The following is a 14,490-nucleotide window of genomic DNA, read 5'->3' on the forward strand; positions in this document are numbered from 1 at the left end:
ACCTCACCTGGCTCCCCCGCCCCCGGGAATTTCACGCTTCGCATCACCGGTGTGGCGCTGCGTGCCTAGACTCGGCCGGAGTCTGTCCCGGGCTCCGGGCGGCTCCTACATCAGCCCCGCACCCGCGAGGTACTTCGCCACGCACTCGGTCTCCTCCCGCGACAGGGGCACCTGGGGGTCGGCCGTGACCGGGCAGTCGATCACCCCGCGCAGGTGCAGCGCCGCCTTGAACGCCCCGAGCCCCGCCGAGCTGCCGCCCATCCGGGCCGGGTCCCCGGCGCCGGTCATCCGGAAGAGGCCGCACAGCCGCTCCTGTTCCGCCCGCGCCCGGTCCCAGTCGCCCGCGCGGCAGAGGCGGACCAGGCGCACGTAGCCGTCCGGGTCGACGTTGGCGAGGCCCGGCACCGCCCCGTCGGCGCCCAGCGCGAGGGCCGAGTCGACGGTCAGCTCGGACCCGGTCAGGGCGCTGAAGCCGGGCAGGCCCCTGCTGCCGGTGACGACCTCGCGGAAGGCCGCCAGGTCGCCGCTGGAGTCCTTCAGCCCGGCCAGCACCCCGTCGGCGGCCAGTTCCAGGACCAGGCCGGCGGGGAGCTTGGTGTGGACGGCGACCGGGATGTCGTAGGCGATCACCGGGACCGGGGACCGGTCGGCGATCAGCCGGAAGTGGCGGGCGATCTCGGCGGGATGGGTGCGGGTGTAGAAGGGGGCGGTGACGACGACCGCGTCCGCGCCCGCCGAGGTGACGGCCGCGACGTGGTCCAGGACCCGGGGGGTCGTCATGTCGATGACGCCGGCCAGGACCGGGAGCCGGCCGGCCACGTGGGAGACCACCGTCTCGGTGACCAGCCGGCGCTGCCGGTCCGTCAGGTACGCCGCCTCGGAGGTCGAGCCGAGGACGAACAGGCCGTCCACCCCGGCCGCCGTCAGATGGTCGACGAGCCTGCGCAGGGAGGCGGCGTCCACCTCGCGGTCCGGTGTCAGGGGCGTGCAGACGGGCGGTACGACACCGGTCAGCGGGGCGGGCAGGGTCATCAGGTCTCCCTGGGCAGGCGGTGGTTCGGCTGGTCCTCCTCCAACGGATGGTGACAGCGGTAGCGGTGGCCGGGGCGTGACGCGGCCGTGAAGTCAGGCATGCGGAGGGCACACACGTCGTCCGCCCGCCAGCAGCGGGTGCGGAACGGGCACCCGGACGGCGGCCGTCTCGCGGAGGGGACCGGGCCGGTGAGCGGGATGGGGTCGATCGGGTTCAGCAGGCCCGGGGTGGCCGAGAACAGGGCCCGGGTGTACGGGTGCCGGGCGTGGCCGGTGACCTCGGCGGCCGGGGTTTCCTCGACGATCCGGCCGAGGTACATGGTGATCACCCGGTCGCTCATCCGCCGTACGGTCTGGATGTCGTGGGAGACGAAGACCAGGGCGAGGCCGAGGCGTTCGCGCAGGTCGAGGAGGAGGTTGAGGATCTGGGCGCGGACCGAGACGTCCAGCGCGCTGGTCGGCTCGTCCGCCACCACCAGGGTGGGGTCCAGGGCGAGGGCGCGGGCGATCGCGACGCGCTGGCGCTGGCCGCCGGAGAGCTGGCCGGGCAGGGCCTCGGCGAGGGCCCGGGGCAGGCCGACGAGGCTCATCAACTCCCGTACCCGGTCCTCCCGTTCGGCTTTCGTGCCGCGCTTGTGGACGTCCAGCGGGTCGCGCAGGACACGGCGGACGGGCAGTCGGCGGTTGAGGGCCGTCGACGGGTCCTGGAAGACCATGCCGGTGCTCGCGCCGACGGCCGTCCGGCGTTCGGCCGGCGGCATCGCCCACAGGTCGCGGCCGTGGACGGTGACCGTGCCGGCGGTCGGCCGCTGGATGCCGACCAGCACCTTCGCCAGCGTCGACTTCCCGCACCCCGACTCGCCGACCACGCCGACCGTCTCGCCGGGTGCCACGGTGAGGTCGGCGCCGGTCAGCGCGTACACCCGGTCCCGGCCGAACCCGCCCCCGCCGCGGGCCCGGTGGACCACGTGGACGCCGGTCAGCTCCACCGCGCTCATGTCACCGCCCCGGTGCTCACCAGGTCGGCGGCCGGGTGGTGGCAGGCCGCGGTGTGGGCGGGGGTGCCGACGAGAGCCGGTGGCGTCGTACGGCAGAGCTCGCTCGCCGCCGGGCAGCGGTCGCTGAAGCGGCAGCCCGCCGGGAAGTCGGCGGGGGACGGCACCACGCCGCTGATCTGGGTCAGCCGCTCGGCCCCGGACTCCAGCGACAGCACGCTGCCGAGCAGGCCGCGCGTGTAGTGGTGGGCCGGGGTGCCCACCAGTTCGGCGGTGACGCCGGTCTCGGCGATCTGTCCGCCGTACATCACCACCACCCGGTCGGTGACGTCCGCGACCAGCGCGAGGTCGTGGGAGACGAGGATCAGCGCGAAGCCGAGTTCCTCGCGGAGGCGGAGGAGGAGTTCCATCACCTGCGCCTGCACGGTGACGTCCAGGGCGGTGGTCGGTTCGTCGGCGATGATCAGACGGGGGTCGCGGGAGAGCGCCATCGCGATCAGGACGCGCTGGCGCTGACCGCCGGAGAGTTCGTGAGGGTAGCTGCGGAGCGTGGCACCGGGGTCGAGGCCGACGAGGGAGAGCAACTCGGCCGGCGTGTGGTGGCCGCCGCGTCTCACCAGCTGTTTGAGCTGGGCGTTGACCGTCATGGAGGGGTTGAGGGAGGAGAGGGCGTCCTGGTAGACCATGGCAATTTCGTGGCCCAGGAGGCGGCGGTGGGGGGTGGTCAGGTCCGTGGCCGGGTGCGCTGTGGCTGGTCGCGCCCGCGCGGCGGTAGCCGCATATTCAATACGGCCCCGCGCCCCTTTGGGGCGCGTTCCCTCACCAGCGTAGAAATCGATGCCGCCCGTCACCCTGGCCGTCTTCGGCTGCAGGCCCATGATCGTCAGGGCCGTCAGGGACTTTCCGCAGCCCGACTCCCCTACCAGGCCCAGCACTTCACCTGGATGGATGTCGAAGCTGATGCCGTTCACGATGTTCACGCCCCGGTGGCGGTCCGGGAAGGAGATCGTGAGGTTCTCCACGGACAGGACCGGCGGTCCCGCCCGGGAGGGCAGAGGCCGGGCACGCCGTCGCAGCCGGTCGGCCGCTTCGGCCAGTGAAGGCAGCTCCGGCGCCTCCCCCGGCCCGGGTGCCTCGACGGGATCCGTCGGCTCCGCCTCCTTCCCCGCCGGTGACGCCCACGCGTCCGAGACTCCCTCGGAGAGGATGTTCAGGGACAGGACCGTGAGGAGGATCAGCAGGCCGGGGAAGAGGGTGGCCCACCAGCCGCCGGTGAGGACCATGTTCTTGCCGTCCGCGATGACGCTGCCCCAGGACGGGTCGGGGGGCCGTACGCCCGCGCCGATGAAGGACAGGGACGCCTCGAAGACGATGGCCTCGGCGACCTGGACCGTGCAGAAGACGAGGACGGGGGCGAGGCAGTTGATCGCGACATGGCGGACGACGATGTGCGTGGTGCGGGCGCCGATCACGCGTTCCGCGGTCACGTAGTCCTCGCCGTACTGGTCCAGGACGTTGGCCCGGACCACCCTTGCCACCGGCGGGGTGAACAGGAAGGCGATCGCGCAGATCAGGACCGTGATGCCGCCGCCGAAGACGGCGACCAGGACGGCGGCCAGGGCGATGCCGGGGAACGCCATCACCACGTCCAGGCAACGCATCAGGGTCTCGTCGACCGCCTTGCGGGAGGTCGCCGCGAGGGCCCCGAGCAGCGCCCCGGCGACCAGGGCGAGGCCGGTCGCGCCGAGGCCGATGGCGAGGGACCAGCGGGCGCCGTACATCAGGCGGCTGAGGATGTCCCGGCCGAGGCTGTCCTGGCCCATCCAGTGGGCGGCGGAGGGGTGGCCGGTGCCGTCGACGGGGGCCTGCTGGGCGAGGGGGTCGTCGGGGGCGAGGAAGGGGGCGGACAGCGCGACCAGGACGATCACGGTGAGGAAGACGAGGGCCGCCTTCGACAGCGGCGGCAGTCCGCGCAGCCGGACGCCCGGACGGGCGAGGGCGATGGTGCGGGCCGCACGGGTGAACGCCGTCATGACGCCTCCCTCAGGCGCGGGTTGACCAGGAGGTAGAGGACGTCGATGACGAGGTTGACGACGACGAAGCCGGCCGCGGTGGTGAGGACGACGCCCTGGACGACGGCCGGGTCGCCGTTCTGGACGGCGTCGATCATCAGCTTGCCCATGCCGGGCAGCGCGAAGACGGTCTCGATGACGACGGCGCCGCCGAGCAGGTAGCCGACCCGCAGGCCGAGCACGGTCAGGGGGTTGACGAGGGCGTTGCGCAGGACGTTGCGGCCGACCACGACACGGGGTGGCAGGCCGCTGCCGATCGCGGTGCGGACGTAGTCCTTGTCGAGTTCCTCGACGACCGAGGTGCGGACGATCCGGGTGAGCTGGGCGGCCACCGGGAGGGAGAGCGCGAGGGCGGGCAGGGCCATCGTCCGCAGCCACCCGGTGACGGAGTCCTCGGGGTTGATGTAGCCGCCGGACGGGAACCAGCCGCGGTCGACGGCCAGGTACTGGATCATCAGCAGCGCCAGCCAGAAGGCGGGGGCGGCGACCCCGACCAGGGAGAGGACGCGGATGATCTGGTCCGGCCAGCGGTCCCGGTGGATGGCCGCTGTGACGCCTCCGGCGAGGGCCAGGACGACGGCGACGGCGAGGCCCAGGAAGGTCAGCTGGAGGGTGAGCGGCAGGGCGGTGAGGACCTGGTCGCGGACCGGGGTGCGGGTCAGGGCGCTGGTGCCGAGGTCGCCGTGGAGCAGGCCGCCGACGAAGCGGACGTAGCGCAGGGGCAGGGGGTCGAGGAGGCCGTTGCGGGCGCGGAAGTCGTGGAGCTGTCGCGGGGTGGGGTTGGCGCCCTGGAAGAACGCGGACGCCGGGTCGACGTCGGAGAACCGCATCACCAGGAACACGAACAGGGCGATGCCGAGCAGCAGCGGCACCAGCAGGGCACATCGGCGCAGCAGGATACGCAGGACGGCGGTCATGCCGTCAGACCCACTTGGCGGTGAGGACGTTGATGCCGGGGTAGGGCTGGGCCCTGATGCCGGTGATTCTGCGCGGGTCCCAGGCGGTGATCAGCTCGTTGTGGACGACCGGGTAGAGGACGGCCTGTTCGGCGACGACGTCGATGTACTCCTGGATCATCGTCTTCTTCTTGTCCGGGTCCGGTTCGCGGGTGGCGGCGTCCATGTCCTTGAACAGCCGCTTCGCGACAGCGTTGTCGGACCAGCGGGCGTAGCCCATCCAGAGGTTCTCGGGGCCGTAGTTGTAGTGCATGATCAGGTCGGCGTCGAGGCCGAACTGGTTGGGGTTCGAGACGGCGGCGACGACCTGGTAGTCCTGCTTCTGGTCCATCTTGGTGAACACGGCCGTGGTCTCCTGCGGGGACAGGGTGGTGGCGACGCCGATCGCGTCCCAGGACGACTTGATGGTGGGCAGGCAGTCGACGAGCCAGCTCACGTTGACGGCGAGGACGTCGACGTGGAGGCCGCTGACTCCGGCGGCCCTGAGGAGCGCCTTAGCCCGGTCGGGGTCGTGGTCGTAGACCGTCTTCGCCCTGCGGTAGGCGGGGTTGGTCTCGTTCAGGAAGGAACTCGCCGGTTTTCCGTGGCCCTTGAGGGCGACCTCGACGATCTTCGCCTTGTCGATGGCGTAGTGCAGGGCCTGGCGGACCCGGACGTCGTCGAAGGGTCTGTGCCGCGTGTTGAACATCAGGAACGCGTTGTTCATCCCGGCGCCGCCGCCGACCGACAGGCCGCCCTGTTCGAGACGGGGGATGTTGGCGTAGGGGATGTTGTCGGAGATCTGCGCTCCGGCGCCGGCCCCCGAGATCCGGGCCACGCGTGAGGCCGCGTCGACGATCGTCAGCCAGTTCATCCTCCGGAAGGCGGGCGGGCGGGGGCCGTTGTAGCGGTCGTACGCGGCGAAGGTGGTGTTCGACTTCGGATGGTGGCCGGTCTGCCGGTACGGTCCCGAGCCGATCGCCAGTCCCCTGATCGCGTCGTCCCAGGCGCCGGGCCGGGAGAACACGTGCCGGGGCATGATCTTGGCGAGGGTGAGGCGGGCGATCCCGTCCGGGAAGGGGAACCTGAGGACCAGGTCGACGGTCCGGGCGTCGACCTTGCGGGCCTCCTTGAGCCAGCTCGTGAAGAAGCCCTGGGCGAGGGTCTGGGTGCCGGGGTCGAGGATCCGGTCGAAGACGAAGACCACGTCGTCGGCGGTGACCGGTTTCCCGTCGTGGAAGGTGGCGCCAGGGCGCAGGGTGAACCGCCAGGTGGTGGCGTGCGCGTCGGCGGGCAGCCGGGTCGCCAGTGCCGGGTAGGGGGCGCGGGTGATCGGGTCGGTGTCGGCCAGGCCCTCGTAGATGTGGTTGTTGGCGGCCATCGCGAACGCGGACGCGGTCTGGGTGGGGTCCCAGCTGCCGTCGTTGCCGTAGCCGATCACGGCCGTGAGCGTGCGGGCGGAGCCGCCGCCGAGGTCGATCGTGGACCTGGGCCCGCACGCCGTCAGGACGGCTGACGCGCCCAGCACGCCGGTGTGTCTCAGGAACGTCCTGCGGCCGTGGCCGTGGCCGTGGATCGCCTCGTCGCGCACGGTGCCTCCAGCGTGGGGGAAACGGAGACGTCGGACGTACGGTGTTTCAGCGCGACCATAAGAAAGGCTTCAGGGGCGGTCAAGACAGGGCGCGCGAATGGCGTAAACCGTCAGAGGTGGGACCAATGACACCGTGACGGCGGTGTCGGGGGGCGGCGGTGTCTGTGACGCCGCGAAGGCACGGGACCCGGCGTCCGGTCGCCGGGCCCACGGCATGCGGGCGCTGGTCGCGGCCCGCGCTGCCCGCGCCCTGGCCTCCGAGGAGGCGAGGGCCGTCCCGCGCCGGGCGGCCCGGCCGCTCACCGGGACGCCGGCCGGCCGGGGCACCGCCGGGCGCACCGGCCGGGCCCGGGCCGGTCCCGGACTGCCGGCCGCCCTCGGCCGGTACTACGGCAGCGTCTTCTCGTACGACGTGTCCTGGTCGGAGTCGTAGACGAGCTTGCCCGTCGCGTCGTAGCCCTTCAGGTGCGGGGCCGCGGTGACCTGCTGGTGCAGGGTGCCGGTGGCGACGAACCAGCCGTGGTCGAGGACCGCCTCGCCCGCGCTGCCGCCGTAGGAGACCGTCATCGTGGCCACCGAGGCGCGGTAGCCGCCGATGATCCCCCAGCGGAACGGAAACTTCCAGTTGCCCTTGTCGATGACCGACTGCTGGTACAGCTTGCCGCTGTTGATGTCCGGGGCCACGGGCGTCCCCGCATCGCCGAAGGGGTCCCCGGCGCTGGTGTTCAGGCCGGAGGCGCCGCCGTCCTTCACGGTGCAGATGAGCCGGACCGGCACCGGCTTCTCCCGCACCGCGACCACGAAGTAGCCGTCGCCGGGGGCGTTGGAGTCGCCGGTGCTCCGCATCGCCAGGATGATCCGGTAGTCGGCCGGCTTGCCGAGGTCGGTGTGGACCGGGTCCCTGGGCAGGCGGTGCGCCTTGTTGTAGTCGAGGCACTTGCCCAGTCCGGCGGCGGCCTGCTCGAAGGTGATCCCGTCCAGCAACTGGTGCGCGGCGGACGCCGGGCGGGCCGGGGCCGTCGGGGTGGCCGGGCCGGTCGGGGCCGGGCGGGCGCTGGTGAGCACGGTGGGGCTGGGTCCGGCGGGGCTCGCCGCGGTGCTGCCGCCGCCCAGCGCGTACGCGCCGACCGGCACCGCCGCCAGGGCCGCCAGCGCCGCCCCGCCCGCGGCCAGGCGCCGCCGCCGCTCCAGCACGCCCCGTCGGCGGATCTCCGGGTACGGCACCGGTGACGGCCGGACCAGGGACGCGTCCCCCGCCAGCAGCGCCCGCACCCGGGCCTCGAACTCCGGCTCGGCCGCCCCGCCCTGCTTCTGACCGTTCACCTGCTGCCTCCCTGCGCGGGCGCCGCATGGCTCATGGCCTGCGCGAGTCCCGGAAACGTACGCAACTTCGCCAGGCCCTTGGACGCCTGGCTCTTGACTGTGCCGGGGGAACAGCCGAGCACCTCGGCGACCTCTCCCTCGGACAGGTCCTCCCAGTACCGCAGCACCACCACCGCGCGCTGCCGGGGCGGCAGCCCGGCCAGGGCCGCGAGCAGCGTGCCGCGCTCGTCGGCCCGGGACACGGCGTCGTCGTACCCCGCACGCTCCGGCGGGGCGTCGGTCAGCGACTCGGCGACCCGGCGCTTGCGGAACCGGTCGCTGTTGCAGCTGACCAGCATGCGGCGGACGTACGCCTCCGGATGGTCGGTCCGGGAGACGCGCCGCCAGGACCGGTAGGCCTTCGCCAGCGCGGTCTGGGTCAGGTCCTCCGCGTGGTGCGGGTCGCCGGTGAGCAGATAGGCGGTCCGCACCAGATGCGACCACCGCGCTCTGACGAATTCCTGGAACTGGGCCTCTAGTTCGGCCTGCATCGGTCACCCCCTCGCCCTCCAGACCACCGGATCCGGGGATTGGGTTGCCCGGTGGGCCCGGCCGGACCGCTCAGGGGGCCGGGACGCGGCGGAACTCGATCGTGTCGTACGCGGTCCTCGTGCCCGTCTCGTACAGCACGCCCACCGTGGACCGGTCCACCTGGACCAGGTCGGAGTAGGCGGCCTTCCGGTCGGACAGGGTGAGGAGCCTGCCGAAGGTGACGCCCTGGTCCGTGCTGGTCCACAGGGCCATGGCCTTGCGGGCCGTCGGCACCGAGGGGGCCGAGAAGACCAACGGCGCTTCCTCCCCGCCGAGCTGGAGGACCGAGCCCTCGACCACGGGGACCCTGGCGAGGGTCGGCTGGACGGTGTAGGCGGCGTCCAGGTGCTCGCCGCCGTCGCTCGACCAGGCCTCCAGGCGGTTGCCGGAGCTGATGCCGTCCTGGTCGCGGGCGTTGAAGTAGATGCGGCCGTCGGGCAGCTGGGCGGCGGTGGTCTCGTTGGCGTTGTCGTGGCCGGTGTAGGAGTCGTCGACGAAGCCCAGGTGCCAGCTGAGGCCGCTGTCGTCGCTGTAGATCGCGTGACCGCCGTAGTACTTGGCCTCCCGGCCGGTGTCGGCGGAGCCGGCCCGCGGGGCGGCGGAGTGGTCGGCGGCGACGACCAGGCGGCCGCGGTGGGGTCCCCGGGTGAGCGCGAGCGCGTGCCCGGGGCCGGTGGCGTACCAGCGCCAGCCGGCGGGTTTCACCCGGGCGGTGATCTCGCGCGGGCGGGTGAATCGGCGGCCGTCGTCACTGCTGCGCTGCACGTACACCCGGCGGCTCTGCGCCTCGGTGACCTGGCCGCGCATGATCTGATCCTCGTTCACCGAGCCGTCGTTGTACGACGTCACCAGGACCACCTGGCCGCTCCTCGGATCCACCACCGGCGCCGGGTTGCCGCGGGTGTCCCCGTCGCCGGCGGCCACCACCCGCAGCGGGTCCCAGGTGCAGCCGCCGTCGGTGGAACGTCTCAGCACGACGTCGATGTCACCGCTGTCCCCGGTGGTGGTGTGCCGGCCCTCGGCGAAGGCGAGCAGGGTGCCGCGCGGGGTGCGGACGACGGCCGGGATGCGGTACTGGGCGTAGCCGCCCTCGCCGGAGACGTACGGTACGGAGGACACGCAGCCGGCCGCCCAGGCCCTCTGTCCGACCGTGAACGCCCCGAGCAGCAGGGCGACGGCGAGGGAGATCCGGCCCGCACGGGTCAAAGGAGACACATGGTTCACCCTCCCATGGTCCTTGCCCTCGCCCTCCTCGCACCCACAGAACACCCAAAAGGGTTAATTGGGCTGACGAAGCGTCAATTCGGCGCGGCCGCCGCCTCGACCGCGGCCGGGGAGTCTCGCGGGCCGGCGGTGAGGCTGCCGAGGCCGCCCACGCCGCTGTCGCCGGCGCGGCGCCGGCGCGGCGTCGGCACGGCGCTGGGTGGCGGTGCGCGAGGCGGTGCGCGACAGGGGAGGCGCACCGCGTGGCACAGCGCGGCGACGGCCGTGCCCGCCGCTGCGTTCAGCACGGCCACCAGCGTCCGGCGCAGGCCCGGCCGCACGCGCTCCCCGGTCCAAGGCGGTCCGCGGCGGCCGCCGAGCCGGAGGGGATCCGGACTCCCGGCGGCCGCGCCCCGGAAGCAATCCGAACTCCCGGCGGCCGCGCCCCGGGCAGCCGGCTCAGGAGGGCAGGCGGGCCGCCGCCAGCAGGCGGCTCACGTCGTCGGCGCAGATGGTCAGGGCCGCGCCGACCGTGCCGAGGACCTCGCGTTCGGCGTTGGTGTAGGGGCCGTCGGCGAGTGCGATCCGGGCCGCCTGGAGGAGCAGCGCCTCGCGGCCCACGGGGGCGAGGTGCGGGGCCAGCGGATCGAGGGCCTCGTGCAGCTCTATCGCCAGGCTCGCGCGGTACGGCTGTTCGAAGACCCGCCCGGTGTCGGCGACGACGGCCTCGACCAGCGCGCTCAGCTGGTCCTCCGTGGCCTCCTCGAAGCCGGCCGCGCGGACCGCGCCCGCCGCCGCCTCCAGGGACGCGCGGGAACAGGTGCCGCCCGCGGCGAGGACGGCGAGGGCGACGGTGTGCACGGCGTCGCGGAGCATCGCCGAGAAGCGGGTGGTGGTGGGGTGGTCGAGGACGTCGGTGCCGTAGTGGTGGCGGCAGGCGGCGCACTCCACGACCGGCCCGGTGGTGCCGCGCGGCAGCACCGGCACGCCGAGCAGCGTGAAGCGGCGGCGGCCGGTGAGCCGCTGGTAGTTGCGGTCGCCGCCGCAGCCGGGGCAGAAGAACTCGCCGTCGCCGACGGGTGTCCATGCGGTGCGGGTGCCCAGGATGCGGGCATGCCTGGCGGTTCGGCAGTCTCGTCCCCGTACTGGCAGCACGTCGCACCTCCGTAACGCCGTGGCAACATCGCCACCGCTGGCGTGATGTTAGCCACAGGGAGGAGCCGGAGTCAGTACCCCGTACGAGACCCGTCCGTGACCTGCCCGTCGAGTTGGCCGGGAAACGACGGGGCCCTGATCGCCACGAGAGCTGATCAGGGCCCCGAAACCGCCGGTCAGAGTGATTATCGCGCCGCGCGGTTGACGGCGGAGACGACCGCCTTCAGCGACGCACGCGTCGTGTTCGCGTCGATGCCGATACCCCACAGGATCTTGCCGTCGATCGCGCATTCGATGTAGGAGGCGGCCTGCGCGGAGGCGCCCTCGCTCATCGTGTGCTCCTGGTAGTCCAGGAGACGTACGTCGATGCCCAGGCCCTGCAGCGCGTCGAAGAACGCGGAGATCGGGCCGTTGCCGGAACCGGTCAGCACGGTGTTCTCACCGTCGACGGTCGCCTCCACGGTGAGGGTGTCCACGCCGTCCGTGTCGGTGGTCGACTGACCCGTGCGGACCTGGACACGGCCCCAGGGGTTGTCCGGGTTCGGCAGGTACTCGTCCTGGAAGACCGCCCAGATGTCGGCGCCGGTGACCTCGCCGCCCTCGGCGTCCGTCTTGGCCTGGATGATCTTCGAGAACTCGATCTGCATCCGGCGCGGCAGGTCCAGCTTGTGGTCGTTCTTCAGGACGTAGGCGACACCGCCCTTGCCGGACTGCGAGTTGACCCGGATGACCGCCTCGTAGGAGCGGCCGACGTCCTTCGGGTCGATCGGCAGGTACGGCACCGCCCACTCGATGTCGTCGACGGTGACGCCCTTCGCGGCCGCGTCGGCCTCCATGGCGTCGAAGCCCTTCTTGATGGCGTCCTGGTGGGAGCCGGAGAAGGACGTGTAGACCAGGTCGCCCACGTACGGGTGGCGCGGGTGGACCTCCATCTGGTTGCAGTACTCCCACACGCGGCGGATCTCGTCGATGTCGGAGAAGTCGATCTGCGGGTCGACGCCCTGCGAGAACAGGTTCATGCCCAGGGTGACCAGGTCGACGTTGCCGGTGCGCTCGCCCTGCCCGAACAGGCAGCCCTCGACGCGGTCGGCGCCCGCCATCAGCGCCAGCTCGGCGGCGGCGACGGCCGTGCCGCGGTCGTTGTGCGGATGGACGGAGATGCAGACGTGCTCGCGGCGGGAGAGGTTGCGGTGCATCCACTCGAAGCGGTCGGCGTGCGTGGACGGCGTCGACCGCTCCACCGTGGCCGGCAGGTTGAGGATGATCTCGCGGCCCGGACCCGGCTGGTAGACGTCCATGACCGCTTCGCAGACCTCCAGCGCGAAGTCCAGCTCGGTGTCGGTGAAGATCTCGGGGCTGTACTGGTAGCCGAACGTCGTACCGTCAGCCTCCGGGCCCAGCAGCTTCTCCGCGTACTCCATCACCAGCCGCGTGCCGTCGACGGCGATCTGCTTGATGTCGTCCTTGGAACCGCGGAAGACCACGCGCCGGAACACCGGAGCGGTCGCGTTGTACAGGTGGACGGTGGCCCGCCTGGCGCCCTTCAGCGACTCCACGGTCCGCTCGATCAGGTCCTCGCGGGCCTGGGTCAGCACGGAGATCGTGACGTCGTCCGGGATCGCGCCCTCTTCCTCGATGATCGAGCGCACGAAGTCGAAGTCGGTCTGGCCGGAGGCGGGGAAGCCGACCTCGATCTCCTTGTAGCCCATCTTGACCAGCTGGTCGAACATCCGGCGCTTGCGCTCGGGCGACATCGGGTCGATCAGGGCCTGGTTGCCGTCGCGCAGGTCGGTGGAGAGCCAGCGGGGAGCGACGGTGATCCGCTTGTCCGGCCAGGTGCGGTCGGGGATGTCCACCTGGTCGTAGCGGCCGTACTTGTGGATCGGCATGGTGCTGGGCTGCTGGCGGTTCGCCATGATGACGGGGCTCCTAGTGGGTGTCCGGAAGGACGGCCGACGACGCAACGCGAAGCTCCGCGGGGAGGGAGTCGACCTGGACTACAGGCCCTCGCCGCGGCAGCTAAGAAGAAGCAGCCCGAAACGCATGATGCTCCGCATGCTAGCCGAGCCCCTTCGGACGCGGGGCGCCGTATCAGTATGCGGGACCGTGGGGACAAAAAGGACGAAACGTGCGCCATACCACTCCCCTTCACGGAGCGTGGCCAATTGTCACCGTATTTCACCAATCATGGTTGCAGGTAGTGACAGCCGAGTGACCCGATGCGATGGTGCGGTGCATGACGACCAACGGGGGCTCTGAGCCCGTCATCCGCCGCACGCCCGTCTTCTGCGGGATCGTGCCGCCGCACATCCTGGACCACCTCGCCCAGCACGAGGACCAGACGCTCTCCGACGCGGCGCTGCGCACCCTGCAGCACGACTCCGCCGCCCGCACCCGCCGCCGCGTGACCGCGGTCCGCACCCTGACGACCGCCGCCGCCCCGGCCGCCGCCGGCAGCACACCCCACCGCACGATCTACGACGCCGGGCACCGCACCGACCTCCCCGGCACCGAGGTCCGCCAGGAAGGCTCCGAGTCCGGTCAGGACGCCACCGTCAACCGCGCCTACGCCGGCCTCGGCGCCACCTTCGACCTGTACCTGAAGGCGTACCAGCGCGACTCCATCGACGGCAGCGGACTGCCGCTGAACGCGAGCGTGCACTACGACGTCAACTACGACAACGCCTTCTGGAACGGCGACCAGATGGTGTTCGGCGACGGCGACGGCGAGATCTTCACCGACTTCACCAGCTCCGTCGACGTCATCGGCCACGAGCTCACGCACGGCGTCACCCAGTACACCGCGAACCTGGAGTACTACGGCCAGTCCGGCGCCCTCAACGAGTCGGTCTCCGATGTCTTCGGCTCGCTCATCAAGCAGTACTCCCTCGGCCAGAGCGCCGGTGACGCCGACTGGCTGATCGGTGAGGGCCTGCTCGCCCCCGGCGTGCACGGCGTGGCGCTGCGCTCGATGAAGGCCCCGGGCACGGCGTACGACGACACCCGCCTCGGCAAGGACCCGCAGCCGGCGACCATGCAGCACTACGTGAAGACCAGCCGGGACAACGGCGGTGTGCACATCAACTCCGGCATCCCCAACCACGCCTTCTACCTGCTCGCCACCGCCCTCGGCGGCAACGCCTGGGAGCGGGCGGGGCAGATCTGGTACGACGTCCTCACCGGCGGCGAACTGCGCTCGGACGCCACGTTCGCGGACTTCGCGAAACTCACGGTCGCCGCGGCCGGGGCCCGCTACCAGGCGGGGGGCGAGGAGAGCGAGGCGGTCCTCAAGGCCTGGGCCCAGGTAGGGGTGCAGGCCGCCTGAATCCGTTGTACACAGGGACCCATGCGTATTCAGGTGAGGCGCACGGGCGGGTTCGCGGGCATCGAGCGCCGGGCCGAGGTGGACACCTCGGGCCGGCCCGACGCCCCTGAGTGGCAGGCCCTGGCCGAGCGCGCACTCGCGACCGGCCGGGGCACACCGCCACCGGGGGTGCCGGACGGGTTCGCGTACGAGATCACGGTGGACGGGCGGACGGCGTACGCGGCCGATCCGCAGCTGTCCGAGGAGCAACGCGAACTGATCTCACGGGTGTTGAAGGAAGGGGCGTGAC

13 protein-coding genes are annotated in these 14,490 nt (G+C 72.0%); 3 read left to right on the forward strand and 10 right to left on the reverse strand.

The genetic code is table 11. The features are described 5' to 3' along the window. Positions 1 to 105: 105 nt before the first annotated feature. From LQ326_RS23060 to LQ326_RS23080, 5 genes are read right to left on the reverse strand one after another with little or no spacing between them, the layout of a single operon-like run. Positions 106 to 1,032: a dihydrodipicolinate synthase family protein gene (locus tag LQ326_RS23060; protein ID WP_234539325.1), complete on the reverse strand. Its 927-nt coding sequence runs from the start codon at positions 1,030 to 1,032 to the stop codon at positions 106 to 108. Further along, positions 1,032 to 2,030, reverse strand: a complete 999-nt coding sequence (locus LQ326_RS23065; RefSeq protein ID WP_234539327.1) for an oligopeptide/dipeptide ABC transporter ATP-binding protein — start codon at positions 2,028 to 2,030, stop codon at positions 1,032 to 1,034. Before LQ326_RS23065 ends, LQ326_RS23060 begins: the two co-directional genes overlap by 1 nt. Continuing rightward, positions 2,027 to 4,060, reverse strand: coding sequence for a dipeptide/oligopeptide/nickel ABC transporter permease/ATP-binding protein (locus tag LQ326_RS23070; RefSeq protein WP_234539329.1), 2,034 nt, complete (start codon positions 4,058 to 4,060; stop codon positions 2,027 to 2,029). The genes LQ326_RS23065 and LQ326_RS23070 overlap by 4 nt, the downstream gene beginning before the upstream one ends. Next, positions 4,057 to 5,016 carry an ABC transporter permease gene (locus tag LQ326_RS23075; RefSeq protein WP_234539330.1) on the reverse strand — a complete coding sequence of 320 codons (960 nt, stop codon included), beginning with the start codon at positions 5,014 to 5,016 and terminating at the stop codon, positions 4,057 to 4,059. The genes LQ326_RS23070 and LQ326_RS23075 overlap by 4 nt, the downstream gene beginning before the upstream one ends. A gap of 4 nt (positions 5,017 to 5,020) precedes the next feature. Beyond that, entirely contained in the window at positions 5,021 to 6,625 is a 1,605-nt protein-coding gene (locus LQ326_RS23080; RefSeq protein ID WP_234539332.1) for an ABC transporter substrate-binding protein, read from the reverse strand. Between the two features lie 133 nt (positions 6,626 to 6,758). Between LQ326_RS23080 and LQ326_RS23085 the strand changes: the two genes are divergently transcribed. Further along, the gene (locus tag LQ326_RS23085; protein ID WP_234539334.1) at positions 6,759 to 7,058 is read left to right on the forward strand and encodes a hypothetical protein; all 300 of its coding nucleotides are present in this window, start codon (positions 6,759 to 6,761) and stop codon (positions 7,056 to 7,058) included. On the opposite strand, the gene LQ326_RS23090 is transcribed toward LQ326_RS23085, so the two are convergent. From LQ326_RS23090 to leuA, 5 genes are all read right to left on the reverse strand, one after another. Beyond that, positions 7,013 to 7,948, reverse strand: a complete 936-nt coding sequence (locus LQ326_RS23090; RefSeq protein WP_234539335.1) for a hypothetical protein — start codon at positions 7,946 to 7,948, stop codon at positions 7,013 to 7,015. The genes LQ326_RS23085 and LQ326_RS23090 overlap by 46 nt on opposite strands. After that, positions 7,945 to 8,478 carry a SigE family RNA polymerase sigma factor gene (locus LQ326_RS23095; protein ID WP_181809333.1) on the reverse strand — a complete coding sequence of 178 codons (534 nt, stop codon included), beginning with the start codon at positions 8,476 to 8,478 and terminating at the stop codon, positions 7,945 to 7,947. The genes LQ326_RS23090 and LQ326_RS23095 overlap by 4 nt, the downstream gene beginning before the upstream one ends. Positions 8,479 to 8,548: 70 nt before the next feature. Next, on the reverse strand, positions 8,549 to 9,724 hold the full coding sequence (locus LQ326_RS23100; RefSeq protein ID WP_372496936.1) for a sialidase family protein: 1,176 nt from the start codon (positions 9,722 to 9,724) through the stop codon (positions 8,549 to 8,551). Between the two features lie 456 nt (positions 9,725 to 10,180). Beyond that, a complete protein-coding gene (locus LQ326_RS23105; protein ID WP_181808728.1) occupies positions 10,181 to 10,876 on the reverse strand; it encodes a TerB family tellurite resistance protein in 696 nt (231 codons plus the stop codon). A 185-nt stretch (positions 10,877 to 11,061) separates the two neighbouring features. After that, on the reverse strand, positions 11,062 to 12,792 hold the full coding sequence (leuA, locus tag LQ326_RS23110; protein ID WP_234539337.1) for a 2-isopropylmalate synthase: 1,731 nt from the start codon (positions 12,790 to 12,792) through the stop codon (positions 11,062 to 11,064). A 320-nt stretch (positions 12,793 to 13,112) separates the two neighbouring features. Between leuA and LQ326_RS23115 the strand changes: the two genes are divergently transcribed. Further along, the gene (locus tag LQ326_RS23115) at positions 13,113 to 14,201 is read left to right on the forward strand and encodes a M4 family metallopeptidase (RefSeq protein ID WP_234539338.1); all 1,089 of its coding nucleotides are present in this window, start codon (positions 13,113 to 13,115) and stop codon (positions 14,199 to 14,201) included. Positions 14,202 to 14,222: 21 nt separating this feature from the next. Next, positions 14,223 to 14,489, forward strand: coding sequence for a protealysin inhibitor emfourin (locus LQ326_RS23120; protein ID WP_234539340.1), 267 nt, complete (start codon positions 14,223 to 14,225; stop codon positions 14,487 to 14,489). Position 14,490 lies beyond the last annotated feature (1 nt).

It is taken from the genome of Streptomyces shenzhenensis (assembly GCF_021462265.1).
Lineage (GTDB): Bacteria > Actinomycetota > Actinomycetes > Streptomycetales > Streptomycetaceae > Streptomyces > Streptomyces shenzhenensis.